Consider the following 25,457-nt stretch of genomic DNA (forward strand, 5'->3'; position numbering starts at 1 on the left):
CGGCCCCCGTTCGGGGTCTACGTCCATGTGCCGTTCTGCGCGGCGCGCTGCGGTTACTGCGACTTCAACACCTACACCCCCTCCGAGCTGGACGGATCCGGCGCCTCGCCGGACGGCTGGCTCGAAGCGCTGCGCCGCGAGCTCGCGCTGGCCGCGCGCGCGGTCGGGCCCCGGGCCGTCGACACCGTGTTCGTCGGGGGCGGGACGCCGTCGCTGCTCGGCGCGGAGCGTCTCGGCCGGGTGCTCGGCACGATCCGGTCCGAGTTCGGACTCGCCGACGGTGCCGAGGTGACCACCGAGTCGAACCCCGAGTCCACCTCACCGGAGTTCTTCGCCGGGCTCGCGGAGGCCGGCTTCACCCGGGTCTCGCTCGGCATGCAGTCGGCCGCCCCGCACGTGCTGCGGGTGCTGGACCGCCGGCACACCCCGGGCCGGGCGGTCGCCGCGGCGCGGGAGGCCCGCGCGGCCGGCCTCGAGCACGTCAACCTGGACCTGATCTACGCGACGCCGGGGGAGACCACCGACGACCTGCGCTCCTCCCTGGACGCCGTGCTCTCCGCCGGGGTCGACCACGTGTCCGCCTACTCCCTGATCGTCGAGGACGGGACGGCGCTGGCCCGGCGGGTCTCCCGCGGCGAGCTGCCGGCCCCCGACGACGACGTGGCCGCGGAGCGCTACGAGCTGATCGACGACGTCCTGGGCGCCGCCGGGTTCGGCTGGTACGAGGTGTCGAACTGGGCGCGTTCGGAGGCGGCGGCCTGCCGGCACAACCTGGGTTACTGGCTCGACGGCGACTGGTGGGGAGCCGGGCCGGGTGCGCACAGCCATCTCGACGGGGTGCGCTGGTGGAACGTCAAGCACCCGGCGCGCTACGCCGCGCTGCTCGGTGCCGGGGAGTCGCCGGAGGGTGGCCGGGAGGAGCTGACGGCGGAGGAGCGGGCCACCGAGCGGGTCATGCTCCAGCTGCGGCTGGCGACCGGGCTCCCGCTGGCGCTGCTCGACGACGCCGGTCGGGAGGCCGCCTCCCGCGCGTCCGCCGAGGGGTTGCTCGACGGCGCCGCGCTCACCACGGGCCGCGCGGTGCTGACCCGCCGCGGCCGCCTGCTCGCCGACGGCGTCGTGCAGGACCTCCTCACCGGACTCACCGGAGCCCCGGTATGACCCCCCCGCGAGTCGCGGCTCTCCGGCGCGCGAGTCGCGGCATCCGGGTGCGTGTGTCGGGGTTCTCGCGCGTCGCGGCGGGCATGCCGTGAGCCCGCGGCGCCGGATGCTCATCCTCGTCCTCGCGGCCGTCGTGCTCGTCGCCGCGGTCGTCGTCGGGGTGCGGGTGATGGGCTCGGCAGGACCCTCGGTGGCACCGTCGGCGCGGCCGGCCCAGGACATGCCCGGCGCGGTACTGCTCGTGCCCGGGTACGGCGGCGGGCGCGACGTGCTGCTCACCCTGGCGGGCCGGATCGAGGCGGCGACCGGGCGCTCGGCGGAGGTGCTGACCCTGGCCGGTGACGGCACCGGGGACCTTTCCGCACAGGTCGCCGTCCTCGACGACGCCGTCGACACGGCGCTGGCCGCGGGGGCGCCGTCGGTGGACGTGATCGGCTACTCGGCCGGCGGGGTGGTGACCGCGCTGTGGGTGGTGCGCGAGGACGGCGCGTCGAAGGCCCGCCGCGTGGTCACGCTGGGGGCGCCGCTGCACGGGACGACGCTGGCCGCCGCCGGTGCGGCGCTGGCGCCGGACGCGTGCCCCGTCGCCTGCCGCCAGCTCGTGCCCGGCAGTGCGGAGCTCACCGAACTGGACCGGGAGCGGGTGGCCGCCGAGCTGCCCTGGCTCTCGGTCTGGACCGCCGACGACGAGATCGTCACGCCCCCGGACACCGCGCGCCTGGACGGCGCCGTGAACGTCCCGGTGCAGTCGGTGTGCACGGGCGCGCGGGTGAGCCACTCGGCGCTGCCCGCGGACCCGGTCGTCACCGGGCTGGTGCTGCGGGCACTGTCGGCGGGGCCGCTGGTGGGCGCCGGGCCGGGCGACTGCTCGTCGCTGCGGTCGGCCGGCACCTGAGCGGGCGACGGCCTCGCCCCGCGTCGGCTCGTGACGGCGAGGGCGGACCGCGCTCGACCGAGGTGCCGACGATGATCTAGCCCCGTCGGCCGGCCTCGCTTCGTGCCGGCCGGCGGAGCCGACGCCACGGCCCCACCCCGGCGGCCACGGTGATCAGCACCTCGGTGCTCAGAAGCAGGGTCGTGAGCCATCCCGGAGCCGCCGCCGGGGCCTCGCCGGCAGTGCTACGCGGCGACGGCGAGGAACAGGTAGCGGTTGAGGCTGAAGAAGTACTCGCCGTCCTCGTCGCGGGCCCGTAGGTCGGCGAGCCAGGCGTCGGCGTCGGCACGGGTCAGGCCCTGCCGGTCCACGACGAACGACGCGACGAGCTGCATGAGGTTCGCGCTGAACGAGTCCGGCGTCAGGGCCGGGTTGAACAGCGGGAGCACGCGCTGCTCCGCGACGCGGAAACCGGCCTCCCCGAGCAGCCGGGCCAGCCGGCGTGGCAGGTACGGGTAGATCAGGTGCTCCTCCCAGGCGGAGAGGATGCGCGCGTGCCGATCCTGGTCGGCCACGTGCCAGACCAGGGAGTCCCAGTCGGTGTCGAGGATCAGCGCGCGCCCGCCCGGCCGCAGCACGCGGTGCAGTTCGGCCAGCGCGCCGGGGATGTCGGGGACGTACTCGTAGACCTGGGTGGAGACGCCCGCGTCGAACGTCGCGTCGGGGTAGGGCAGCGCCGCCGCGTCGCCGGAGTCGATGTGCACCCACGGGCGCTCGGCGTTGCGGGCATGCGCCAGGTCGTTCATCGGCCCGCTCGGGTCGAGCCCGTGCACGGCCCCGCCGGAGCCCACCGCGTCGGCGAGCGACGCCACCAGGTACCCGGGCCCGGATCCGACGTCGAGCACCCGCTCGCCGGGTTGCGGGGCCAGCAGCGCCAGCACCTCGGCGCGCTGCGCGACCACGTCCGGGGTCGCGTATGCGCGGTCCACCTGACGAGCCGTCTCCTCGTCGAACTCCACTGCCGCCATCGCGCCTCCGGGTGCCGTGGACGACGGGTCGAGCGTAGCCGGGTCAGCTGGTGATGTCCTTGGTCGCGAAGTTCGCCCACGCCGCCCCGAACGCGACGAGCACGTACCCGGCCTGGACCTCGATGCCCGCCCGTAGGTCCTCCCACAGGATCGGGTCGCGGTACAGGTCGATCCAGGCCAGCCAGTGCGCCGTGGGCAGGAACGGCTCGATCGCGGCCGCGGCGTCCAGCGGCTGCAGCGCGGCGCCGGCCACGACCAGCGCGAGCACACCGAGCGTGGCCGCCGGCGGGGAGTCGGTCAGCGTCGAGAAGAACAACCCGACGGCGCCGAGGGCCAGCATGCACAACGCGAGGTAGCCGACCGTGATCGCGGTGCGCAGGAGCAGGTCGAACGGGGTCAGTACCGCCCCCGACAGCGACGCGATCCCCCCGGCCCCGCCGACCGCCGCGTCCGGGCCGAAGCCGAACGCCGCGACCCCGACACCGTAGGACGTCGCCGTCACCAGCAGCACCGCGAGCAGCACGAACACCGCCACCGAGAGGAGCTTCGCGGCCAGCAGCCGCAGCCGCCCGACCGGTCGCACCAGCAGGTAGCGCAGGGTGCCGGCCGAGGCCTCGCCGGCCACCGCGTCGCCCGCCACGATCGCCACGGTGATCGGCAGGAAGACCGGCAGCACCAGGGCGAGCGCCGCTGCCGGGAAGAGCTGGCCGTTGGCGACGACCGCCGACAGGAAGGCCCCACCGCGGCCCGGCGGCGGCGCCAACCGGGTGGCCGCCAGGAGCACCGCCACGAGTGCCGGCAGCGCGCACAGCAGCGCCCAGCACAGCCACACCCGGGGGCGGCGCAGCATCATCCGCAGCTCGACCGCGATCACCGCCGCACCTCCCCGGCGGGGGCACCGGCGCCGGGGGTGCCGCGCCCGCGGTCCACGCGGTCCGCGCCCGCCCCGGTCAGCTCCAGCATCACCTGTTCCAGCGAGCGGCGCTGCGCCTCCAGCGCGCTCACCCGCACCCCGTTCGCGACGAGTTGCGCGTTGAGCGCGGCCGGGTCGTCGTGGCGGACGGTGAGGACATCCCCGGAGCGGCGCTCGACACGCCCGTCGAGCACCGCCACCGCGGTGGCGGGGTCGGGCGTGCGCAGCAGGACGCGCCCGGTCGGTGCCCGCAGCGCGTCCAGGTCCTGGCTGAGGACCAGTCGGCCGGCGTCCATCACCCCGACCCGGGTGCACAGCGCCTCGACCTCGCTCAGCAGATGACTGGAGAGCACGACCGTGGTGCCGGCGTCGTTCAGCTCGGTGAACAGGGCACGCATCTCGTGGATCCCCCGAGGGTCGAGCCCGTTGGTCGGCTCGTCGAGCAGCAGCAGCCGCGGCGCCCGCAGCAGCGCGGCCGCGATGCCCAGCCGCTGCCGCATGCCGAGCGAGTAGGCGCGCACCGGCCGGCGGTCGATCCCGGCCAGGCCCACGCGCTCCAGCGCCTGCTCGACCCGGGCCCGGCGGTCACGCCGCAGCCGTCCCAGCCCGCCGGGACCGGCCGCGTCGAGCAGCCGCAGGTTCGCCCGCCCGGACAGGTGCCCCCAGGCGGCGGGGCTCTCCACCAGCGCCCCGATCTGCGGCAGCACCCACGCGGCGTGCCGTGGCATGCTCCGGCCGAGCACCTCCATCGCCCCCGACGTCGGGTGCACCAGCCCGAGCAGCATCCGGACCAGCGTCGTCTTGCCCGAGCCGTTCGGCCCGAGCAACCCGAACCGGACGCCCTCGGGGATCCGCAGGTCGACCGAGTCGACGGCCGTCACCCGGCCGAACCGCTTGGTGAGCCCGTCGGTGGCGATCACATCGGTGATCGCGGCGCCGTCCACGCTCATGCGCGCCTCCTGACCGGCAGCTCGCGCGCCGCCTGCTCCAGCACCTCCGGGGCCACGGTGCCGACGAGGAGCACGCCGCCCCGGCCGCGTCCCGCCCCACCGCGGATCACGACCGACATCAGAGGCGTGCTCAGCCGGACCGCCACCCCGTCCGGGACCGCCACGGGCACCCCGCCGGCGCCGGTCGCTCCGTCGATCGCCCGCCGGGCGACCCGACCGGGGAGCGGGATCAGCGCGAACCCGGCCAGCCCGGTGCCGTACAGCCCGACCCCGGGGAGCTCGTCGGAGCCCCCAGGGCCGCCGAGCCGCACCCGGTCGCGGCCGGCCAGCCGGTCCGGGGGCGAAGCGGGGTCACGTACCCGCAGCGCACCCGTGAGGTCGGCGGCCTGGGTGCGCACCGACCCTGCTCCTGGCGGGACGGCGGGGACGAGCACGCCGGCATCGGGAGCGGTCAGGTCGACGTCCCGGAACTCGGTGATGAGCACGGGCGCAGGGTCGTCGCGGGCGGCGACCTCGACCCGCAGCGGCAGTCCGCTCGACCGCTCGACCCAGATGTCGACCCGGCCGATCGTGGTGTCCGGGTCGCGGGGTGTCACCCGCACTCCGGCGGCGCTGTGGTGCGCGATCCGCCGGGCGGGCAGGGCGGACACCGAGTCGCCCGGCGCGAGGCCGACGAGGCGGCGGGCCAGCTCCGGCGGCAGCAGATCGGCGGCGCGGGGCAGCCGCACCGGCGTCGTGCCGATGACGCGGGTCAGCTGGTTGGCGCCGAAGTCCCAGACGGCGTCGACGTCGCCGAGCCGGTAGGTGCCGCGCTCGCCGGCCGGGGTGAGCTCGTCGACCCGCCAGCGGTCCGGCCCGGCGACGAACGCCCGGATCCGGGTGGTCGAGGCCAGCAGCTCGGTCACCTGCTCGAGCTGAGGGAGGTCGGGAAGCCCCAGGCGGCCGCGGCTGAGCGCGTACCCGACGTAGGGCTGCGCCGCAGAGCCGAGCAGCAGCGTGCGCCACTGCTCGGGCGTCCGGTCGGGGCCCGCCCCGGCCGGCGGCGCGTCGCGTGCCACCCCGAGCCCCACGAGCGCGGCTGCGCCGGCGGCGACCAACAGCCACCGCCGACTGAACCGGTGCGCGGCGACCATGTCATCCGACGATGCCACAGGGCCGGGTGTGCTCGTGGTGTGCACGGATCCGCCACACGCGCGCTGGGTCCGGCCGAGGTCACGCCCCTGGTCGCCGTCGTGCATCGACCGCATCGCTCGGTCAACGCCTAGACTGGGCCGGAACATGGTGAGCGTTGACAATCGAGTGGAAATCGAGGAGGTGGGCGGTGAACGCCGATGAGCGCCGGTTCGCGGTGCTGCAGGCGATCGTCGCCGACTACGTGTCCACCCACGAGCCCGTGGGCTCACGGGCGATCGTGGAGCGGCACAACCTGGGCGTCTCCAGCGCGACGGTCCGCAACGACATGGCCGTGCTCGAGGAGGACGGCCTGATCGCCCAACCTCACACGAGTGCGGGCCGGGTACCCACCGACAAGGGCTACCGAGCGTTCGTCGACCGGTTGACGCAGGTCAAACCGCTGTCCGGCGCCGAACGACGGGCGGTGCAGGCCTTCCTGGAAGGCGCGGTCGACCTGGACGACGTGCTGCGCCGCAGCGTCCGTCTGCTGGCTCAGCTGACCCGGCAGGTCGCCGTCGTGCAGTACCCGACGCTGACCCGCTCGACCGTCCGGCACCTCGAGGTCGTCTCGCTGACACCGGCCCGGCTGATGCTGGTGCTGATCACCGACAGCGGCCGGGTGGACCAGCGGGTGGTCGACCTCGGCGAGGTCCTCTCCGACGACGACGTCGCCACCCTCCGCGCCCTGATCAACGGTGCGCTGGGCGGCCGCCCGCTGGCCGCGGCGTCGGCGGCGGTCGCCGAGCTGCCGGAGAAGGTGCCCTCGGAACTGCGCGACGTCGCGACCACGCTGTCCACGGTGCTCATCGAGACCCTCGTCGAGCACCCGGAGGAGCGTCTGGTCCTGGGCGGCACCGCCAACCTGACCCGCAACGTGGCCGACTTCCCGGGCTCGCTGCGCCAGGTGCTGGAGGCGCTCGAGGAGCAGGTCGTCGTCCTCAAGTTGCTGGCCGCGGCCCAGGACCCGGGCCTGGTCACCGTGCGGATCGGCGAGGAGAACGAGGTCGAGGAGATGCGGGCCACGTCGGTGGTCTCCATCGGTTACGGCGCCGGGACCGTGCTGGGTGGAATGGGTGTCGTCGGCCCGACCCGGATGGACTACCCGGGCACGATCGCGGCGGTGCATGCGGTCGCCCGCTACGTGGGTGAGATCCTGGCCGGGCGCTGAGCGGCGCTGCGGTGAGGCCGATCGAGCAACCAAGAGCAACCCAAGAGCAACACCGAGCTGAAGGATCATGGGGAACGCAAGGGTGGCACGGGACTACTACGGGATCCTGGGCGTCGACAACGGTGCCGGCCCAGACGAGATCAAGCGGGCGTACCGCCGGCTGGCCCGGGAGCTGCATCCCGACGTCAACCCCGACCCGGCGGCGCAGGAGCGCTTCCGCGAGGTCAGCACCGCGTACGAGGTCCTGACCGACCCCGAGAAGCGACGCATCGTCGATCTCGGCGGCGACCCGCTGGACAACGGGCGTGGCGGCGGTGCCGGTGGCGCCGACCCGTTCAGCGCGTTCGGCTTCGGCGACATCATGGACGCGTTCTTCGGTGGCACCGGGGGCGGCCGTGGCCGCGGCCCGCGCAGCCGGGTCCAGCCGGGCGCCGATGCGCTGATCCGCATGCAGCTGACGCTCGAGGAGTGCGCCACGGGCGTGCAGCGCGAGCTCGCCGTGGACACCGCGGTGATCTGCTCGGAGTGCACCGGCTCGGGCTGCGCCCCGGGCAGCTCGCCGACCATGTGCGACATCTGCGGCGGTCGCGGCGAGGTGCAGAGCGTCCAGCGTTCGTTCCTCGGCCAGGTCGTCACGTCGCGGCCGTGCCCGACCTGCCGCGGTTTCGGCGAGATCATTCCCGAGCCGTGCCGGCAGTGCGCGGGCGACGGGCGGGTCCGTTCGCGTCGCACGGTCGGTGTGCGGATCCCCGCCGGCGTCGCCGACGGCATGCGGGTGCGGCTGGCCGGGCAGGGCGAGGTCGGCTCGGGCGGCGGTCCGGCCGGTGACCTGTACGTCGAGGTGGAGGAGATCCCCCACGAGGTCTTCACCCGCGACGGCGCCGACCTGCACTGCACGGTCTCGCTGCCGATGACGGCGGCGGCGCTCGGCACCACGTTGCCGCTGCCGACCCTGAACGGCACCGAGGAGCTGCACGTGGAGCCCGGTACCCAGGCCGGCACCGTCCGCACGCTGCGCGGCAAGGGGATGCCCCGGCTGCGCTCGACCGGGCGGGTCGACGGTCAGGGTGACCTCATGGTGCACGTCGACGTCACGGTTCCGACGAACCTCACCAAGGACCAGACCGAGCTGCTGCGCCAGTTGGCCGCGCTGCGCGGTGAGGAGCAGCCGGACCTGGGGGCCGGCGGCCGCAACGGGCACGGGCTGTTCTCCCGGCTGCGCGACTCCTTCGGCGGGCGCTGAGCAGGCCCGCGCGGACGGCCCTGGGATGATCGGGCAGTGAGTACGGCACCGCTGTTTCTGGTCGACGGACCCGACCCGCTGCCTGCGGCCGGTGCGGCCACGGAGCTCTCGGGCCCGGAAGGCCGGCACGCCGCCACGGTGAAGCGGCTGCGCGTGGGCGAGGAGGTCCTGCTCGCCGACGGTCGCGGCGGACTCGCCCGCGCGGTCGTCGACGCCGTCGGCCGGGACGAGCTGTCGCTGCAGGTCACCGAGCGGTTCCAGCTCGACCTGCCCGCCCCACGGGTGCTGCTCGCGCAGGCGCTCATCAAGGGCGACCGCGGGGAGCTGGCCGTGGAGACGGCCACCGAGGCCGGGGTGGACGGGATCCTGCCGTGGAAGGCCGCGCGCTGCGTCGCGAAGTGGGAGGCGGGGCCGCGCGGGGACAAGGCGCTCGCGCGCTGGCGCAGCACGGTGCGCGAGGCCGCCAAGCAGGCCCGCCGGGCGTGGGTCCCCCAGGTCTCCGAACCCGTCACGACGGCGGCGCTGGCCCGGCGGGTCGCCGAGGTGGACCGGGCCCTCGTGCTGCACGAGGGGGCGAGGGTCGGGCTCGGTGAGCTGGCCGCGGCCGGTGAACTGCCCGCCGACGGGGACCTGCTGCTGATCGTCGGTCCGGAGGGCGGGGTCTCGGAGGCCGAGGTCGCCGAGCTCGTCGCGGCCGGCGCCCGTGCGGTGCGATTGGGGCCGGAGGTGCTGCGTGCGTCCACCGCCGCGGCGGTCGCGCTCGGTGCGCTCGGAGCGCTGACCGGACGGTGGGCCATCCGGAGGGACGAGACGGACACGCTGTCGTCAACCGGGTGACTCCGCAACAACCTCGGATCCACGCGGTCTATCCTCGGCCGTGACTGGGTCGCCTGGTGCGACCAGATCAGGCCGCGGATGTCCGCATCCGCCGGGCCGCCGGGGAGTCCCCCTCGTCCGGTGGCGCCACGTCGCGGTGGGTGTCCCCCCACGTCCACTGCGGCGTGGCAACCGGCTCGGCGTATCTGCCGAGAACCTGTCATGATCTTCCCCGTGAGCCGACGCCGTCCCGTGTCGACGGACCTGGCCGCCGGCGGGTCGCCGGGGCCGGTACGGCTGTCCTACGGCGATCATCCGAGCCAGTTCGGCGAGCTCACCGTGCCGGCGGGCGACGGGCCCGTGCGCGGCGTCGTCGTGATCGTGCACGGCGGATTCTGGCGGCAGGTCCACGGCCTGGAGCTGGGCAGGCCGCTGGCCGCGGAACTGGCCGGTGCCGGGCTCGCGACGTGGAACATCGAGTACCGCCGGGTCGGCGGGGGTGGTGGCTGGACCGCCACCTTCGACGACGTCGCCGCAGCGGCCGACCTGCTGGCGGGGCAGGGTCAGCAGGCCGCCGGTGGGCGGCTCGATCTGGACCGGGTCGTCGCGCTCGGGCACTCGGCGGGCGGGCACCTGGGCGCCTGGCTGGCCGCGCGGCCGGGCCTGCCGACAGGGGCGCCCGGCGCCGACCCGCGGGTGCGGCTGCGCGGCGTCGTCAGCCAGGCGGGGGTCCTCGACCTCGTCGACGCGGCCGAACGGGGTGTGGGCGCCGGTGCGGTCGAGGACCTGCTGGGTGGGGTGCCGTCCGAGGTCGCGGACCGGTACGCCGTCGGTTCGCCGGCCGCGCGGGTGCCGATGGGGGTGCCCGTGGTGTGCGTGCACGGGACCGCCGACCGGAACGTCCCGCTGCGCCAGAGCGAACGGTTCGTCGCGGCCGCACGGAAGGCGGGGGACCGCGCCGACCTCGTCGAACTGCCCGGCGTCGACCACTTCGCCGTGATCAAGCCGGGTACCGATGCCTGGACGGCCTGCCGCGACGCGGTGGAACGGCTGTTGCCCTGACGGGCGGATGGCCGGGAGCGCACGGGGTGGGCGATGCTGTGCCGGTCCGCCCCGTCCGTGAAGCCCCTGGGAGATGTGATGTCGGTGCTGCAGGACCTGCTCGAGGCGCTCCGCTCTCGCCGTGTCGAGGTCGTCGACCTCACCGCGCCGCTGCATCCCGGCACACCGATCCTGCAACTGCCGGAGCCGTTCGCGAACACCATTCCGCTGCGCCTGGAGGAGATCAGCCGCTACGACGACCGCGGTCCGGCCTGGTACTGGAACGACATCCACACCGGCGAGCACACGGGCACCCACTTCGACGCGCCGGTGCACTGGGTGACCGGTCGGGACGGGGAGGACATCTCGCAGGTACCGGCGGAGCGCCTCGTCGCGCCCGCGGTGGTGCTCGACTTCGCCGCCGAGTCGGCGAAGGATCCTGACTTCCTGCTGGAGATCTCCCACGTCCGGGCGTGGGAGGCCGAGCACGGCCCGCTGCCGGACGGCGGCTGGCTGCTCTACCGCACCGGGTGGGACGCCCGCAGCGAGGACGCGGCGCAGTTCCTGAACGCTGACGAGAACGGCCCGCACACCCCCGGGATCTCGGCCGAGTGCGCGCGCTGGTTGGCCGAGGAGACCCCGATCCTGGGGGTCGGGGTGGAGACCGTCGGCACCGACGCGGGCGGGGCGCACTCGTTCGATCCGCCGTTCCCGTGCCACTCGTTCCTGCTCGGCGCGGGCAAGTACGGCCTGACGCAGCTGCAGAACCTGGCCCGGCTGCCCGCCACCGGCGCGGTGGTGATCACCGGGCCGCTGCCGATCGTCGGCGGGTCGGGAAGCCCCGCACGGGTGCTGGCACTGGTGGAGGGCGAGTGAACATCCCATGATCGTCGCTGAGCTGGTCGGCCGGACGCTCGCCGAACTGGGCGTCGGACAGGCGTTCGGTGTCGTCGGCAGCGGGAACTTCCACGTCACGAACGCACTGCGGGCCGGCGGCGTCCCGTTCGTCGCGGCCCGGCACGAGGGCGGCGCGGCGACGATGGCCGACGCGTACGCGCGGATGAGCGGGCGCCCCGCGGTGCTGTCGGTGCACCAGGGCTGCGGGCTGAGCAACGCGCTGACCGGGATCACCGAGGCCGCCAAGAGCCGCACCCCGCTGATCGTGCTCGCCGCCGACACCGGTGGGGCCGCGGTGCGGTCGAACTTCCGGATCGACCAGGACGCGCTGGTCAGCGCGGTCGGGGCGGTCGCGGAGCGGGTGCACTCGCCCGCCAGCGCGGTCGCCGACACGGTGCGCGCCTACCGCACCGCCGTCCAGCAGCGCCGGACAGTGGTGCTGAACCTGCCTCTGGACGTGCAGGCGATGGAGGCGCCCGCGGACGTCGTGGTCCCCGCGGTGCCGCAGCTCGCCGCCGGCCGCCCGGCCGCCGGTGCCGTGGCCGCGCTCGCGGAGCTGATCGCCGGGGCCCGGCGCCCGGTGTTCGTCGCCGGCCGCGGCGCCCGGGGAGCCCGGGACGAGCTGCGGGCGCTGGCCGAGGCGTCCGGGGCGTTGCTGGCCACCTCGGCCGTGGCGGCCGGGCTCTTCCACGACGATCCGTGGTCGCTGGGGATCTCCGGCGGGTTCGCCTCGCCGCTGGCCGCCGAGCTGATCGCCGGCGCGGACCTCGTCGTGGGCTGGGGCTGCGCGCTCAACATGTGGACGATGCGGCACGGCCGGCTCATCGGCCCCGATGCCCGGGTCGTGCAGGTCGACCTCGACCCGGACGCGATCGGTGCAAACCGGCCGGTCGACCTCGGGGTGCTCGGCGACGTCGGGGCGACCGCGTCCGACGTGCTCGCCGAGCTCGGCCCGGATACCGCGACCGGTTACCGCACGGACGAGGTCCGCTCCGAGATCGACGCGCGGGTGCGGTGGCGCGACGTCCCGTTCGACGACCTGACCGGCCGCGACGGGATCGATCCGCGGACGCTGTCGATCGGGCTCGACGACGTCCTGCCGACCGAGCGGGTCGTCGCCGTCGACTCCGGCAACTTCATGGGCTACCCGAGCGCCTATCTCGCCGTGCCGGACGAGTTCGGGTTCTGCTTCACCCAGGGCTTCCAGTCCATCGGGCTGGGGTTGGCCACCGCGCTCGGCGCGGCGCTGGCCCGCCCCGACCGGCTCGCCGTCGCCGCGCTCGGCGACGGGGGCGCCCTGATGGGGGTCTCGGAGCTGGAGACGGTGGTCCGGCTCGGGATCCCGATGGTCGTCGTGGTGTACGACGACCGGGGCTACGGGGCGGAGGTGCACCACTTCGTCGGCGCCGACCTGGAGACGGTGCGGTTCCCCGAGACCGACATCGCGGCGATCGCCCGAGGCTTCGGTTTCGAGGCCGTCACGGTGCGGTGCCCCGGAGATCTGAAGGGCGTCGCCGACTGGGTCGCCGGTCCGCGCAGCGCGCCGCTGCTGGTGGACGCCAAGATCGCCTCGGACGGCGGCTCGTGGTGGCTGTCCGAGGCGTTCCAAGGGCACTGACGGCGCTCCTGGCGGCAACGCGGCGGCTGATTGCGGATACGGTGATCCGCATGCTGGTTTCCGCCGCCAGGTCCGTCGTGCTGCTGATCGACCTGCAGCAGCGGCTGATGCCGGCGATCGCCGGTGCCGACGCCGTCGTGGCGAACGCCGTGCGGCTCGCCGAGGGGGCGGGTCTGCTGGACGTACCGGTGGCCGCGACCGAGCAGAACCCGGACGGGCTCGGACCGACCGTCGACGACGTCGCCGGCTACCCGCAGCTCGTGCTGTCCAAGACCGCGTTCGGGGCGACCGCCGAACCGGGCTTCGTGACGCTGCTGCCCCCCGGCCGCGACGAGATCGTGGTGGCCGGTTGCGAGGCGCACGTCTGCGTGCTGCAGACCGTCCTCGGTCTGCTCGGGGCCGGGCGCCGGGTCGTGCTCGTCGCGGACGCGATCGGCTCGCGTGACCCGGCCAACCGGGTGGCCGCGATCGAGCGGGCCCGCGCGCACGGTGCCGAGATCGTCACCACCGAGATGGTGCTGTTCGAGTGGCTGGCCGACAGTACCCATCCGCGGTTCCGCGAGGTGCAGAAGCTGATCCGCTGACCGGCGGGCGGCACCCGGGGTCGCAGCACCCGCTGGTCCGGCCGTCCGTCCCGTCGCAGGTCCACCCGGGTGGGTCGCCCGAGCCGAAAGAGGCGGCGGCCTGTCGGTGTCAGCCGGTAACATCGGGCTCGACCGACAGGCCGCCGCAGGACCGGCGGCACGAGCAGAGCAGCAGAGAGCAGGCGGCAGTCAACTTGACCGAGCGCGCGAGGTCATCGTCCGACACATCGACCTTGGGCACGACGCCGGCGAGCGTCAGCGAGGCGGGGTCGTGACCGGGATCGAGCCGGAGCCCGTCCAGTCGCGGATGGCGGTACCGGACACCGCCCTGCTCGCCCTGCTCGGCTCACGTGACGAGAGCCTGCGCACGGCCGAAGAGCTCCTGGACGCCGACGTGCACGTGCGCGGCAACGAGTTGACGCTCTCCGGTGACCCGGCCGACGTGGCCTTCGCCGAACGGGTGTTCACCGAGCTCATCACGTTGGCCGAGCGCGGCCAGCAGGTCGGCAAGGACACGGTGCGCCGCACCGTCGAGATGCTCTCCGGTGACGACCCGGCGGCCGCGGCCATCCGGGGGGAGTCGCCGGCGGAGGTGCTGAGCCTGGACATCCTGTCCCGGCGCGGCAAGACCATCCGCCCCAAGACGCTCAACCAGAAGCGCTACGTCGACTCGATCGACGCCAACACGATCGTCTTCGGGATCGGCCCGGCCGGTACCGGCAAGACGTACCTGGCGATGGCCAAGGCGGTCCAGGCGCTGCAGGCCAAGATGGTCAACCGGATCATCCTCACGCGCCCGGCCGTCGAGGCGGGGGAGCGGCTCGGCTACCTGCCCGGAACGCTCTACGAGAAGATCGACCCGTACCTGCGGCCGCTCTACGACGCGCTGCACGACATGATCGACCCGGAGTCCATCCCGAAGCTGATGGCCGCCGGCACGATCGAGGTCGCGCCGCTGGCCTACATGCGCGGTCGCACGCTCAACGATGCGTTCATCATCCTCGACGAGGCGCAGAACACCACGCCCGAGCAGATGAAGATGTTCCTCACCCGGCTCGGCTTCGGCTCGAAGATCGTGGTGACCGGTGACATCACCCAGATCGACCTGCCGGGCGGGGTGCGTTCCGGGCTCAACGTGGTGCGCGACATCCTCGAGGGTGTCGACGACGTCCACTTCGCCCAGCTGACCAGCACCGACGTGGTACGGCACCGGCTGGTCAGCGACATCGTCGACGCCTACGCGCGCTGGGACGCCACCAACGACCGGCGCGGGCTCGCCAGCGCCCCGCGTACCGGTCCGGAACAGGCGCGGCGTTCGCGGCGGCGCTGAGCCGCGCAGGCACACGCGCTGCTCGGGCCGATCCGCGCGCCGACTACCCTCGATGCTGGTCAACAGCGTCAGGCTGTCGTTCAGGGGTTCAGGGGTTCCCAGCGTGAGCATCGAGGTCTGCAACGAGTCGGGCATCGCCGTCGACGAGTCGCTGATCGTGTCCGTGGCGCGGTACGCGCTGGACGCGATGGGGGTGAGCCCGGCTGTCGAGCTGGCGATCACCGCGGTCACCACGGAGGTGATGACCGAACTGCACGAGCGCTGGATGGACGAGCCGGGGCCGACCGACGTGATGGCCTTCCCGATGGACGAGCTGGCCGAGGACAGCCGCCGCCCGGACGCCCCCGACATCGGGCCCGCGCTCCTCGGTGACGTCGTGCTCTGCCCGGCGTTCGCCAAGGACCAGGCCCGCAAGGCCGGGCACGGGCTCGCCGACGAGCTGCACCTGCTCACCGTGCACGGCGTGCTGCACCTGCTCGGCTACGACCACGGCGAACCCGAGCAGGAGCGCGAGATGTTCGGCCTGCAGAACAAGCTGCTCGCCGACTGGAACACCGGCCGCGCGCAGGCCGCGGCCCGCGAGGCGCAGCGCCGCAGCGACTCGCACGTGCTCGGCACCGTCGGACTCGAGGACGACTGACCGACGATGAGCACCACCATCACGATGATCGTGATCGCTGTGCTGCTGATACCGCTCGCCGGTGTGTTCGCCGCGGCGGACGCGGCGCTGAACTCGGTGTCCCGGGCCCGGGTCGAGGCGCTGGTCCGGCTCGGACGGCCCGGGGCGCGGGCGCTGGCCGCGGTGGCCGCCGACCGGCCGCGGCACGTCAACCTGCTGCTGCTGCTCCGGCTGGCCGCCGAGACCGTGGCCACGGTGCTGCTCGCCGTCGCGCTGGGTCGCTTGATCGACCCGCCGTGGCTGGGCGTCCTGCTGGCGGCGGTGATCATGGTGGTGGTCAGCTACGTGCTGATCGGGGTCGGGCCGCGCACGCTCGGCCGCCAGCACCCCTATCGGGTCGGCATGCTGATCGCGGCGCCCATCCGCGCGCTCGCGACGCTGCTCTCGCCCCTGACCAAGCTGCTGATCCTGGTCGGTAACGCGATCACCCCCGGCCCCGGTTTCCGGGAGGGCCCCTTCTCCTCCGAGGTCGAACTGCGTGAGCTCGTCGACATGGCGAGCACCCGCGGCGTGGTCGACGAGGACGAGCGGCAGATGATCCACTCGGTGTTCGAGCTGGGCGACACCCTGGTCCGCGAGGTGATGGTGCCGCGACCCGACGTGATCTGGGTCGAGCGGGACACCCCCGTGGAGAAGGTGCTGCGGCTGGCCCTGAAGAGCGGCTACTCCCGGCTGCCCGTGCTCGGCGAGGGGATCGACGACATCGTCGGGGTCGCCTACCTCAAGGACCTGGTCGGCGCCCTGCACTCCGGCGGCCAGGACCCGTCGCTCGTCGACGTCATGCGCCCGGCGGTGTTCGTGCCCGACAGCAAGCGGGTCGACGAGCTGCTCAAGGAGATGCAGCGCACCCGCAACCACATGGCCATCGTGGTCGACGAGTACGGCGGCACCGCCGGCGTCGTCACGATCGAGGACATCCTCGAGGAGATCGTCGGCGAGATCACCGACGAATACGACTCCGAGGAGGTGCCCGCGGTTCAGGAGCTGGACGGCGGGAGGCTGCGCGTGGCCGCCCGGCTCCCGGTGGAGGACTTCGGCGAGCTGTTCAGCACCGGATCCCCCGACTCCGGCCTGGAGAACGAGCTGGCCGATGCGCTGGCCGCCGCGGACGTCGACACCGTCGGCGGGCTGCTGGCCCAGCGGTTGGGCCGGGTGCCGCTGCCGGGCGCCGAGGTCGAGGTGGCCGGGTTGCACCTGCTGGCGGAGGGCGGCAAGGACGCCCGCGGGCGGATCCGGATCACTTCGGTCCTGGTCAGCCCGATGGTCACCGCCGCCGGCGGCGACGGTGCCGACCGCCCTGACGGCGCCGAGAGCGCCGACGCCGACGAGACCGCGGCACGGCCCGCGGAGGACGCAGAACAGAACGGGTCGGGTGCCGGAGACGGCGCCACCCGTCGGGAGGGAACAGATGTCCGGCACGCCCAGCGGTGACCTCGACCCCGAGGACGCGAAGATCGTGACCCTGGCCCGCTCCTCGCGCGCCCGGACCGGGGCCGCTGAGGGCGCCGCCGTCCGTGACACCGACGGGCGCACGTACACCGCCGCCACCGTCGCGCTGCCCTCGCTGCAGCTCACCGCGTTGCAGGCCGCCGTGGCCGCCGCGGTGTCCAGCGGGGCACCCGGGCTCGAGGCCGCCGCCGTCGTCACCGGCGCGGGTACGGTCGACGCGCCCTCGCTGGCCGCCGTCCGCGAGCTCGCGCCGGGTGCCGCCGTCCTCGTCGCCGACACCGGCGGCACCGTCCTCGAGGTCCTCACCGCCGCACCGTCGGCATGAGCCGCCCGAGCAGACCCGCGGCGGCGCTGCCACCCACCCCGCGGTTCGACGTCGTCGTGGTCGGCGGCGGGATCGTCGGGCTGGCCACCGCGCACGCGGTGGTCCGCACGGGCCGGTCCGTCGCCGTGGTCGAGCGCGAGCCGCGCCTCGCCGGCCACCAGAGCGGCCGCAACTCGAACGTCATCCACTCCGGGCTGTACTACGCCCCCGGCGGGCTCAAGGCACGGCTCGCCGTGGCCGGTTGCGCCGAGACCGTCGCGTTCTGCCGTGAACACGATCTGCCGCACCGCGTCAGCGGCAAGCTCATCGTCGCCACCGAGCCCGAAGAGCTGCCGCGGATGGCGGAGCTCGCCCGCCGCGGGAAGGCCAACGGGGTCGAGGCGCACGAGCTCGATCAGGCCGGGATGCGCCGGTACGAGCCGCACGTCCGCGGGATCGCGGCCCTGTACGTGCCCTCCACCGGTGTCTGCGACTACCGGTCCATCACCGAGAAGCTCGGCGAGCTCGTGGCGAAGGACGGCGGCGAGATCCACACCGGCCGCACGGTGCACCGGGTGGTCCGGCGGACCGACGACGTGGTGGTGCGGACCGACGACGGCGACCTGCTCGGCTCGCAGGCCGTCGTCTGCGCGGGACTGCGTTGCGACGAGCTCGCCACGGCCTCCGGCGCCGACCCGGGAGTCCGGATCGTGCCGTTCCGCGGTGAGTACTCCGGACTCCGGGCGCCCGCCGACGAGCTGGTCCAGGGCCTGATCTATCCGGTGCCCGATCCGGCGTTCCCGTTCCTGGGGGTGCACGCCACCCGCGGGGTCGACGGGCACGTACACGCGGGCCCGAACGCGGTGCTCGCGCTGGCCCGTGAGGGGTACTCCTGGAGCACCGTCAAGCCCACGGAGCTGCTGCGCTCGCTGACCTATCCGGGCACGCTGCGGCTGGCCCGGCGACACTGGCGCTACGGGCTGGGCGAGGTGCTCCGGTCGTTGTCGAGGGAGGCCATGGCCACGCAGATCCAGCGGATGCTGCCCGACGTCCGCGCGACCGACCTCGAGCCGGCCGACGCCGGGGTGCGCGCGCAGGCGGTCCGCCCCGACGGCTCGATCGTCGACGACTTCCTGTTCGCCGGCCAGGGCACCGGGCCGGGCTCGGTCCTGCACGTGCTCAACGCGCCGTCCCCGGCCGCCACGGCCGCGCTGCCGATCGGCCGGGAGATCCTGGCGCGACTGACCGGCGAACGGCTGGCCCCACTGTGAGCGGCCACCGTCGCCACAGCCACGATCACCGCTCACGAGGGGGGTCGGCATGACCGGCTTCGCACAGGTCCCCGACGACCACCGTTCCGGATTCGCCTGCTTCGTCGGGCGCCCCAACGCCGGCAAGTCGACGTTGACCAACGCCCTGATCGGATCCAAGATCGCGATCACGTCGAGCCGCCCGCAGACCACCCGGCACGCGATCCGCGGCATCGTGCACCGGCCCGACGCCCAGCTCGTCGTCGTCGACACCCCGGGGCTGCACAAGCCGCGCACGCTGCTCGGCAGCCGGCTCAACGACCTGGTCCGCGAGACCTGGACCGAGGTCGACGTGATCGGGTTCTGCGTGCCGGCGGACGTGCCGGTGGGCCGCGGCGACGAGTTCATCGTCAACGAGCTGCGGTCCGTCGCGGCGCGCACACCGGTGATCGGGATCGTCACCAAGACCGACCTGGCGCGGCCCGAGCAGATCGTGCAGCGGCTCACGGAGCTGAGCGGGCTGATGGACTTCGCCGAGGTCGTCCCGGTCTCGGCCGTCGACGGCTTCCAGGTCGGGCTGGTGTCCGACCTGCTCGTCGCCCGGCTGCCGGAGGGCCCGCCGCTGTACCCCGGCGGCGAGCTGACCGACGAGCCGGAGGAGACGCTCGTCGCCGAGCTGATCCGGGAAGCCGCGCTCGAGGGTGTGCGCGACGAGCTGCCGCACTCCATCGCCGTCGTCGTGCAGGAGATGATCCCGCGCGAGGACCGCGACGACATGCTCGACGTGCACGCCACGATCTACGTGGAGCGGCAGAGCCAGAAGGGCATCGTGATCGGCAAGGGCGGTGAGCGGCTGCGCGCCGTGGGCACCGCTGCGCGCCGGCACATCGAGGCGCTGCTCGGGACCAGGATCTACCTGGACCTGCACGTCACGGTGGCCAAGGACTGGCAGCGCGACCCGCGCCAGCTGCGCAAGCTCGGCTTCTGACGCGCTCGTCGGGCGTGCGTCGTAGGCTGCGCGGGTGAGCCTGTACCGCGACACCGGCGTGGTGCTGCGCGTGCAGAAGCTGGGCGAGGCCGACCGGATCGTCACGCTGCTGACCCGTCGGCACGGCAAGATCCGTGCGGTGGCCAAGGGGGTGCGCCGCACCCGCTCGCGGTGGGGCGCCCGGCTGGAGCCGTTCAACCACGTCGACGTGCAGTGCTACACCGGCCGGACGCTGGACGTGATCACCCAGGCGCAGACCGTCGACGCGTTCGGCGCCGGGGTGATCAGCGACTACCCGCGCTACACCGCGGGCTGCGCCATCCTCGAGACCGCCGACCGGCTGGTGTCGGAGGAGGGCGAGCCGGCCCTGCGGGTGTACCTGCTGCTGGTCGGGGCGGTCCGGGCGCTGGCCGGCCGCGAGCGCGACCCCTCGCTGGTGCTCGACGCGTTCCTGCTGCGCGCGATGACCCATGCCGGTTGGGCGCCCGCGATCACCGAGTGCGCGCGGTGCGCGGAGCCCGGCCCGCACCGCGCGTTCAGCGTCGCCGGTGGGGGAGCGGTGTGCCCCCGCTGCCGTCCGCCCGGGTCGGTCACCCCGTCACCGGAGACGTTCGCGCTGCTCGACGCGCTGCTGCACGGCGACTGGGGGGCGGCCGACGCGGCCGGTCAGGCGACCCGGCGCGACACCAGCGGGCTCGTCGCGGCGCACCTGCAGTGGCACCTGGAGCGGCAGCTGCGCTCGCTGCCGCTGGTGGAGCGGCGCGCGACTCCGTCGTCTCCGTCGTCTCCACCATCGGCGCCGGCAGCGGGGACGACGGCGCAGGGCCCGCAACCGCGCCCCGCGCAGCCGGAGCCCGTCCCCGCCGACGGCCGGGGCTGACCGGGCGGGCCATCCGCTCACGACCGGTCGGCGCGCCGTACGTAGGGTGGGGGGCCGTGTCCTCCTTCCAGCCGCCCGCGCCGCACCCGTCGGGTGCCCGGCCGCCGGCGATCCCGCCCGAGCTGGTGCCGAACCACATCGCCCTGGTGATGGACGGCAACGGCCGGTGGGCCAACGCCCGCGGCCTGCCGCGGATCGAGGGGCATCGCCGCGGCGAGGCGTCGCTGATGGATGTCGCGCGCGGCTGCATCGATCTCGGGGTGCGCTGGCTCTCGGCGTACGCGTTCTCCACGGAGAACTGGAAGCGCAGCCCCGACGAGGTGCGCTTCCTGATGGGCTTCAACCGCGACGTCATCCGCCGCCGGGTCGACGAGATGCACGCGATGGGCGTGCGGGTGCGCTGGGCCGGTCGTCGCCCGCGGCTGTGGCGCAGCGTGATCCGCGAGCTGGAGATCGCCGAGGAGAAGACCCGCGACAACGACGTGCTCAACCTGACCATGTGCGTCAACTACGGCGGGCGCGCCGAGATCGCCGACGCGGTGCGGGAGATCGGCCGGCTCGTCGCGGCCGGCAGGATCAAGCCGGACAAGATCGACGAGAAGTTGATCGCGAAGTACCTCGACGAGCCGGACATGCCCGACGTCGACCTGTTCGTGCGCAGCTCCGGCGAGCAGCGCACGTCGAACTTCCTGCTCTGGCAGTCGGCCTACGCGGAGATGGTCTTCCTGGACACGCTCTTTCCCGATTTCGACCGCCGGCACATCTGGGAGGCCGTCGAGATCTACGCCCGCCGCGACCGCCGGTTCGGCGGCGCGCAGGACGCGCCGGACTCGGGTGGGGCCGCATCGTGAGCGAGCAGGGCGCCATCCCGGAGATGCTCGGCACCGCCCGCCGCGCGCTCGAGCGCTACCTCGAGGTGAACGTCGACCCCGACGGCGCGATCACCTTCCGCCACGGCGACGTCCTCTGCGTGCTGCAGGGGCTCGAGCTGGCCGAGGGCCTGCCGGTGCTGAACCTGACCTGCGTCGTGGCGTGGGACCTGCCCCTGGAGCGGGAGGACGTGCCCTGCCGGGTCGGCCTGCGGGCCGGGGAGGGGCTGTTCGGCACCCTCGGCGCCGTGCGGGGCAAGCACGGCTGGGACATCACCCTGCGCTACGCCTTCCCCGCCGTCGGCCTGGAGGAGCAGGCGATGGGCACGCTGCTGATGCTGGTGGTGAGCAACGCGTCGACGGTGCGGGCGGAGTTCATCGGATAGCTCGGCGGGTCGGCCGCCGGGCAGGTCACAGGGCGGTCTGCAGCCGTTCCATGAACCGCTGGAACTCGTCGTACTGCGCGGAGTCGAGTTCGAGGGCGACGGCGGCCTCGAGCCCGCGGGCGCCGGCGAGCCCGAACTGGACCCGGTAGACCCCGCCGGGCTGCGGCCAGACCCGCATGCCGACCTGGTCGCGGTGGAACCGGCGGCTGCCGTCCACCGCCCCGCCGAACACCTCCAGCACCGCGCCGTCCAGCACCATGATCAGGCCGTCGACCCGGAACTCCACGGCTGCATCCAACCGGGTGAACGCAGCGCCCGGCAAGGCCGGGCCGGATCAGCCGGTCGGCTCGTCGCTCAGGTGCACCAGGGGCAACCGGCTCAGCTGCACCGGGGTCATCTGCCGGGCGGCCCCGAGCACGCGGTTCTGGGCCTCCTGCATCCGCGCGTCGACCAGCCCGCTGAGGCCGTAGGCGATGCGCCCGAGCAGCCGGACCGTCGTGTCGTCGACGATCGGCCGGGGCGCGGAGATCACCGCGACCCCGGTCGGCGAACCGTCGTTCGACTGCGCGGCACCGATGGTGAACGCCTCGCGCGGGTTGACGTGCCGCGACGCGTAGTGGTCGCGCAGCTTCTTGAACATGCCGTGGAACTCGAGGACGTCGCCGTCGAGTCCGAGCGCCGCGAGGTCGTCCTCGGCGAGCACCTTCGTGCGTCCGGAGAAGCAGCGGACATACCCGATCAGTGCCCCGGTCCAGAGCGCCTCGACGAGTGCGGTGTCGGTGTCGACACGGACCGGGCCCGCGTCGGGGGAGCCGAGGGCCGTGACGAGGTGCTCGCAGCAGCGGAGTACGTACTGCAGGTCCTCGAACACCGCCGCGAGCTGAGCGAGCTCACCGGACTCCGGAGTGTCGAGTGCACGGACCGAACTCGGCGCCGCCGCCACGGCACCGTTCGCGCTGCCGTTCGCCCCACTCGTGTCGCCTGTGTCGGTCACGACCAACCCCGCTTCCTCGCGTGCATCGGCCGGAGGTTAGCGGCGTGGCGGGGCCCCGGAGATCTCGTTATGAGACGGCTCGGTGAGCGGTGGGAGAGCAGGTCAGCTGCGCGCGGCGGCGCAGTCCCGGCACAGCCCGAAGATCTCGACGGTGTGGCTGAGCTCGGTGAAACCGTGCTCGTCGGCGACGCGCTGGGCCCACGACTCCACCGCGGGACCCTCGATCTCCACCGCCCGCCCGCAGCTGCGGCACACGAGGTGGTGGTGGTGGTCGGCGGACTCGCACCGGCGGTACACCGCCTCCCCGCTCCCGGTCCGCAGCACGTCGACCTCGCCACCGTCGGCCAGCGCCTGCAGGGTCCGGTAGACGGTGGTCAGCCCGATGCCCTCCCCGGTCCGGCGCAGCTCCTCGTGGATCTCCTGGGCCGAGCGGAAGTCGTCGAGTCGGTCGAGCAGCGAGGACACCGCGGCGCGTTGCCGGGTGGCTCGCAGGACGCGGTTCGTCGCTGGTTGGGTGTCCGTCATCCAGTCTCCTCGGCGTGCGCCACCGCATCGACGACGATGTGGGCGAGGTGGTCGTCCACGAGTGAGTACACCACCTCGCGTCCCTGCCGCTCACCGTGGACCACCCCCGCCGACTTCAGCACCCGCAGGTGCTGGCTGATCAGCGGCTGGGTGACGCCGAGGGCATCGACAAGGTCGTGCACGCACCGCGAGGACTCCAGCAGCTGCAGCACGATCGCGATCCGCACCGGCGCGGCCAGCGCCCGCAGCAGATCCCCGGCCGCGGCCAGGGTCCGCGGGGTACGCACCGGGGCCGGGGCGGCGGCGGCGCGCTCCTCGGAGTGCACGTGCTCCTCGGTGTGCGTGCCGTCCGTGATCGACATCGTCGTCCTCATCCCTCGAGGGCGGCGGCCACGCCCCCTGGTGGATCCCCACTACCGGCCGCACCCCCATCGTAGGCGCGTCTACATTGTCGGGTCGTGCTGCTCGTCTGCCGCTTCGCCGTGCCGTCCGCCGAGGCGCCCGCGTTCGCCGCCCGCGCCCGGCACGCCCTGGAACTGCTGACGGCCGCCGCCGGGTGCCGGGGCGGTGAGCTCGGCCGGGCGGTGGACGACCCGGAGCGCTGGGTGCTCGTGGTCCGGTTCGCCTCGGTCGATGCCTACCGGCGGGCGCTGTCCCCGTTCCCGGTGCGGGAGCACGTCGTCCCGCTGCTGTCCGAGGCGCTGACGGAAGAGCCGGCCGGGTTCGAGACGTTGTTCAGTGGTGAGGGTGGTGCCGTGCACGAGCACGAGAGCCTGCTCACCGGCGACTGAGCCCGCGGCGGGTCGACCCGTCCCCGACGGCTAACCTGAACAGGGGCGGTCACGTGTTCGCCGTCAGCGCCGCCGCCCCGCGCACCACCCGCTGACACCCGCTGACACCGTTTCCAGGAGTACCTCCGTGGCCAGCAAGCCGAGTTCCGCAAAGATCGACACCATCGTCGCGCTGGCGAAGCGCCGCGGATTCGTCTTCGCCTCCGGGGAGATCTACGGCGGCACGCGGTCGGCCTGGGACTACGGGCCCCTCGGCGTCGAGCTGAAGGAGAACATCAAGCGGCAGTGGTGGCGCTCGATGGTCACCGGCCGCGAGGACGTCGTCGGCCTCGACTCGTCGGTGATCCTGCCCCGCCAGGTGTGGGTCGCGTCCGGGCACGTCAACGCGTTCCACGACCCGCTGGTGGAGTGCCAGAGCTGCCACAAGCGGTTCCGCGCCGACCAGCTCGTCGAGGAGTACAACGAGCGCACCGGCAAGGACGTCGCCGAGGGCGACCTGTCCGAGATCCCGTGCCCGAACTGCGGCACCCGCGGCCAGTACACCGAGCCGCGCGAGTTCAACATGATGCTCAAGACCCACCTCGGCCCCGTCGAGTCCGAGGAGGGCCTGCACTACCTGCGCCCGGAGACCGCGCAGGGCATCTTCGTGAACTTCCTGAACGTGCAGACCACGTCGCGACGCAAGCCCCCGTTCGGCATCGGCCAGATGGGCAAGAGCTTCCGCAACGAGATCACGCCGGGCAACTTCATCTTCCGCACCCGCGAGTTCGAGCAGATGGAGATGGAGTACTTCGTCGAGCCGGGCACCGACGAGGAACTGCACCAGTACTGGATCGACGAGCGCACGAAGTGGTACACGGACCTGGGGATCGCGAAGGAGAACCTGCGCCACTTCGAGCACCCCAAGGACAAGCTGTCCCACTACTCGAAGCGCACGGTCGACATCGAGTACCGCTTCGGGTTCACCGGGCAGGAGTGGGGCGAGCTCGAGGGCATCGCGAACCGCACCGACTTCGACCTGACCACGCACTCCAACCACTCCGGCGTCGACCTGTCGTTCTACGACCAGGCCACCGGCACCCGGTACCGGCCGTACGTGATCGAGCCGGCAGCCGGCGTCGGGCGCTCGATGATGGCCTTCCTCATCGAGGCCTACTCCGAGGACGAGGCACCCAATGCCAAGGGCGGCGTCGACAAGCGGGTCGTGCTGCGCCTCGACCGCCGGCTCGCCCCGGTGAAGGCCGCGGTGCTGCCGCTGTCGCGTAACGCCGACCTCTCACCGAAGGCCCGGGACCTGGCCCAGCAGCTGCGCAAGAACTGGAACGTCGACTTCGACGACGCCGGTGCGATCGGCCGGCGCTACCGGCGCCAGGACGAGATCGGCACCCCGTTCGCGATCACGGTCGACTTCGACACGCTGACCGACCAGGCTGTGACGATCCGCGAGCGCGACACGATGGCCCAGGAGCGGGTCGCCCTCGACCAGGTCGAGCCCTACCTCGCCGCCCGCCTCCTCGGCGCCTGACCCCGGGCCCCGGCGCTGCGC

Annotated in this window: 28 protein-coding genes; 20 read left to right on the top strand and 8 right to left on the bottom strand. The window is 73.7% G+C overall.

Going from position 1 to position 25,457, the window contains the following annotated elements; all coding sequences use genetic code 11:
• Positions 1-1,161: radical SAM family heme chaperone HemW (hemW, locus tag HF519_RS21005; protein WP_211170361.1), on the top strand; the 1,161-nt coding region annotated here is incomplete at its 5' end.
• An 88-nt stretch (positions 1,162-1,249) separates the two neighbouring features.
• Positions 1,250-2,056 (top strand): esterase/lipase family protein, encoded by an 807-nt coding sequence (locus tag HF519_RS21010; RefSeq protein WP_312860252.1) that lies wholly within the window; start codon positions 1,250-1,252, stop codon positions 2,054-2,056.
• Positions 2,057-2,280: 224 nt separating this feature from the next.
• On the opposite strand, the gene HF519_RS21015 is transcribed toward HF519_RS21010, so the two are convergent.
• Genes HF519_RS21015 through HF519_RS32505 form a run of 4 tightly spaced genes read right to left on the bottom strand, consistent with a single transcriptional unit; the run spans position 2,281 to position 6,077 of the window.
• Positions 2,281-3,063, bottom strand: coding sequence for a methyltransferase domain-containing protein (locus HF519_RS21015; protein ID WP_169414702.1), 783 nt, complete (start codon positions 3,061-3,063; stop codon positions 2,281-2,283).
• A 43-nt stretch (positions 3,064-3,106) separates the two neighbouring features.
• Positions 3,107-3,937 (bottom strand): ABC transporter permease, encoded by an 831-nt coding sequence (locus HF519_RS21020; RefSeq protein ID WP_169414703.1) that lies wholly within the window; start codon positions 3,935-3,937, stop codon positions 3,107-3,109.
• Positions 3,934-4,926 (bottom strand): ABC transporter ATP-binding protein, encoded by a 993-nt coding sequence (locus tag HF519_RS21025; RefSeq protein WP_211170362.1) that lies wholly within the window; start codon positions 4,924-4,926, stop codon positions 3,934-3,936. Before HF519_RS21025 ends, HF519_RS21020 begins: the two co-directional genes overlap by 4 nt.
• Entirely contained in the window at positions 4,923-6,077 is a 1,155-nt protein-coding gene (locus HF519_RS32505) for a LolA-like protein (RefSeq protein WP_211170363.1), read from the bottom strand. Before HF519_RS32505 ends, HF519_RS21025 begins: the two co-directional genes overlap by 4 nt.
• Positions 6,078-6,247: 170 nt before the next feature.
• Between HF519_RS32505 and hrcA the strand changes: the two genes are divergently transcribed.
• The 16 genes from hrcA (at position 6,248) to HF519_RS21110 (ending at position 21,601) form a co-directional block, all read left to right on the top strand.
• On the top strand, positions 6,248-7,267 hold the full coding sequence (gene hrcA, locus HF519_RS21035; RefSeq protein ID WP_169414705.1) for a heat-inducible transcriptional repressor HrcA: 1,020 nt from the start codon (positions 6,248-6,250) through the stop codon (positions 7,265-7,267).
• 82 nt (positions 7,268-7,349) lie between these two features.
• Positions 7,350-8,510 (top strand): molecular chaperone DnaJ, encoded by a 1,161-nt coding sequence (gene dnaJ / locus HF519_RS21040; RefSeq protein WP_169414727.1) that lies wholly within the window; start codon positions 7,350-7,352, stop codon positions 8,508-8,510.
• 36 nt (positions 8,511-8,546) lie between these two features.
• Positions 8,547-9,347 (top strand): 16S rRNA (uracil(1498)-N(3))-methyltransferase, encoded by an 801-nt coding sequence (locus tag HF519_RS21045; RefSeq protein ID WP_169414706.1) that lies wholly within the window; start codon positions 8,547-8,549, stop codon positions 9,345-9,347.
• Positions 9,348-9,560: 213 nt separating this feature from the next.
• A complete protein-coding gene (locus tag HF519_RS21050) occupies positions 9,561-10,388 on the top strand; it encodes an alpha/beta hydrolase family protein (protein ID WP_312860253.1) in 828 nt (275 codons plus the stop codon).
• A gap of 78 nt (positions 10,389-10,466) precedes the next feature.
• Entirely contained in the window at positions 10,467-11,243 is a 777-nt protein-coding gene (locus tag HF519_RS21055; RefSeq protein WP_169414708.1) for a cyclase family protein, read from the top strand.
• 7 nt (positions 11,244-11,250) lie between these two features.
• The gene (locus tag HF519_RS21060) at positions 11,251-12,882 is read left to right on the top strand and encodes a thiamine pyrophosphate-binding protein (protein ID WP_169414709.1); all 1,632 of its coding nucleotides are present in this window, start codon (positions 11,251-11,253) and stop codon (positions 12,880-12,882) included.
• Positions 12,883-12,932: 50 nt separating this feature from the next.
• Positions 12,933-13,466 (top strand): isochorismatase family protein, encoded by a 534-nt coding sequence (locus HF519_RS21065; RefSeq protein WP_169414710.1) that lies wholly within the window; start codon positions 12,933-12,935, stop codon positions 13,464-13,466.
• Between the two features lie 307 nt (positions 13,467-13,773).
• Positions 13,774-14,796, top strand: coding sequence for a PhoH family protein (locus HF519_RS21070; RefSeq protein WP_246244765.1), 1,023 nt, complete (start codon positions 13,774-13,776; stop codon positions 14,794-14,796).
• Positions 14,797-14,899: 103 nt separating this feature from the next.
• The gene (gene ybeY / locus HF519_RS21075) at positions 14,900-15,436 is read left to right on the top strand and encodes an rRNA maturation RNase YbeY (protein ID WP_169414712.1); all 537 of its coding nucleotides are present in this window, start codon (positions 14,900-14,902) and stop codon (positions 15,434-15,436) included.
• 6 nt (positions 15,437-15,442) lie between these two features.
• Positions 15,443-16,906, top strand: coding sequence for a hemolysin family protein (locus HF519_RS21080; RefSeq protein ID WP_169414713.1), 1,464 nt, complete (start codon positions 15,443-15,445; stop codon positions 16,904-16,906).
• On the top strand, positions 16,884-17,249 hold the full coding sequence (locus HF519_RS21085; RefSeq protein WP_169414714.1) for a cytidine deaminase-like protein: 366 nt from the start codon (positions 16,884-16,886) through the stop codon (positions 17,247-17,249). The genes HF519_RS21080 and HF519_RS21085 overlap by 23 nt, the downstream gene beginning before the upstream one ends.
• Positions 17,246-18,499: an L-2-hydroxyglutarate dehydrogenase gene (gene lhgD / locus HF519_RS21090; protein ID WP_169414715.1), complete on the top strand. Its 1,254-nt coding sequence runs from the start codon at positions 17,246-17,248 to the stop codon at positions 18,497-18,499. The genes HF519_RS21085 and lhgD overlap by 4 nt, the downstream gene beginning before the upstream one ends.
• Positions 18,500-18,548: 49 nt before the next feature.
• Complete coding sequence (gene era, locus HF519_RS21095) at positions 18,549-19,466, top strand: GTPase Era (protein ID WP_169414716.1); 918 nt, start codon at positions 18,549-18,551, stop codon at positions 19,464-19,466.
• A 34-nt stretch (positions 19,467-19,500) separates the two neighbouring features.
• Entirely contained in the window at positions 19,501-20,346 is an 846-nt protein-coding gene (gene recO / locus HF519_RS21100) for a DNA repair protein RecO (protein WP_312860254.1), read from the top strand.
• A 56-nt stretch (positions 20,347-20,402) separates the two neighbouring features.
• The gene (locus tag HF519_RS21105; RefSeq protein WP_169414717.1) at positions 20,403-21,197 is read left to right on the top strand and encodes an isoprenyl transferase; all 795 of its coding nucleotides are present in this window, start codon (positions 20,403-20,405) and stop codon (positions 21,195-21,197) included.
• Complete coding sequence (locus HF519_RS21110) at positions 21,191-21,601, top strand: hypothetical protein (RefSeq protein WP_438826424.1); 411 nt, start codon at positions 21,191-21,193, stop codon at positions 21,599-21,601. Before HF519_RS21105 ends, HF519_RS21110 begins: the two co-directional genes overlap by 7 nt.
• Before the next feature lie 25 nt (positions 21,602-21,626).
• On the opposite strand, the gene HF519_RS21115 is transcribed toward HF519_RS21110, so the two are convergent.
• The 4 genes from HF519_RS21115 to HF519_RS21130 form a co-directional block, all read right to left on the bottom strand.
• A complete protein-coding gene (locus HF519_RS21115; RefSeq protein WP_211170367.1) occupies positions 21,627-21,899 on the bottom strand; it encodes a hypothetical protein in 273 nt (90 codons plus the stop codon).
• 36 nt (positions 21,900-21,935) lie between these two features.
• Positions 21,936-22,595: a hypothetical protein gene (locus tag HF519_RS21120; RefSeq protein WP_169414719.1), complete on the bottom strand. Its 660-nt coding sequence runs from the start codon at positions 22,593-22,595 to the stop codon at positions 21,936-21,938.
• A 102-nt stretch (positions 22,596-22,697) separates the two neighbouring features.
• Positions 22,698-23,120 (bottom strand): Fur family transcriptional regulator, encoded by a 423-nt coding sequence (locus HF519_RS21125; protein WP_169414720.1) that lies wholly within the window; start codon positions 23,118-23,120, stop codon positions 22,698-22,700.
• A complete protein-coding gene (locus HF519_RS21130; protein WP_169414721.1) occupies positions 23,117-23,482 on the bottom strand; it encodes an ArsR/SmtB family transcription factor in 366 nt (121 codons plus the stop codon). Before HF519_RS21130 ends, HF519_RS21125 begins: the two co-directional genes overlap by 4 nt.
• A 96-nt stretch (positions 23,483-23,578) precedes the next feature.
• On the opposite strand from HF519_RS21130, the gene HF519_RS21135 reads away from it, so the two are divergent.
• On the top strand, positions 23,579-23,911 hold the full coding sequence (locus tag HF519_RS21135) for an antibiotic biosynthesis monooxygenase family protein (RefSeq protein ID WP_169414722.1): 333 nt from the start codon (positions 23,579-23,581) through the stop codon (positions 23,909-23,911).
• A gap of 127 nt (positions 23,912-24,038) precedes the next feature.
• A complete protein-coding gene (locus HF519_RS21140; protein WP_169414723.1) occupies positions 24,039-25,436 on the top strand; it encodes a glycine--tRNA ligase in 1,398 nt (465 codons plus the stop codon).
• Positions 25,437-25,457: the final 21 nt, after the last annotated feature.

Origin of the sequence: Pseudonocardia bannensis (genome assembly GCF_012911875.1) — a bacterium.
Lineage (GTDB): Bacteria > Actinomycetota > Actinomycetes > Mycobacteriales > Pseudonocardiaceae > Pseudonocardia > Pseudonocardia bannensis.

Excerpts from the sequence above, each read along its gene's own strand:
- HF519_RS21015 (WP_169414702.1), bottom strand. The coding sequence starts at position 3,063 with ATGGCGGCAGTGGAGTTCGACGAGGAGACGGCTCGTCAGGTGGACCGC.
- HF519_RS21025 (WP_211170362.1), bottom strand. The coding sequence starts at position 4,926 with ATGAGCGTGGACGGCGCCGCGATCACCGATGTGATCGCCACCGACGGG.
- HF519_RS21055 (WP_169414708.1), top strand. The coding sequence starts at position 10,467 with ATGTCGGTGCTGCAGGACCTGCTCGAGGCGCTCCGCTCTCGCCGTGTC.
- HF519_RS21060 (WP_169414709.1), top strand. The coding sequence starts at position 11,251 with ATGATCGTCGCTGAGCTGGTCGGCCGGACGCTCGCCGAACTGGGCGTC.
- HF519_RS21065 (WP_169414710.1), top strand. The coding sequence starts at position 12,933 with ATGCTGGTTTCCGCCGCCAGGTCCGTCGTGCTGCTGATCGACCTGCAG.
- HF519_RS21070 (WP_246244765.1), top strand. The coding sequence starts at position 13,774 with ATGGCGGTACCGGACACCGCCCTGCTCGCCCTGCTCGGCTCACGTGAC.
- HF519_RS21080 (WP_169414713.1), top strand. The coding sequence starts at position 15,443 with ATGAGCACCACCATCACGATGATCGTGATCGCTGTGCTGCTGATACCG.
- HF519_RS21085 (WP_169414714.1), top strand. The coding sequence starts at position 16,884 with ATGTCCGGCACGCCCAGCGGTGACCTCGACCCCGAGGACGCGAAGATC.
- lhgD (WP_169414715.1), top strand. The coding sequence starts at position 17,246 with ATGAGCCGCCCGAGCAGACCCGCGGCGGCGCTGCCACCCACCCCGCGG.
- era (WP_169414716.1), top strand. The coding sequence starts at position 18,549 with ATGACCGGCTTCGCACAGGTCCCCGACGACCACCGTTCCGGATTCGCC.
- HF519_RS21125 (WP_169414720.1), bottom strand. The coding sequence starts at position 23,120 with ATGACGGACACCCAACCAGCGACGAACCGCGTCCTGCGAGCCACCCGG.
- HF519_RS21130 (WP_169414721.1), bottom strand. The coding sequence starts at position 23,482 with ATGTCGATCACGGACGGCACGCACACCGAGGAGCACGTGCACTCCGAG.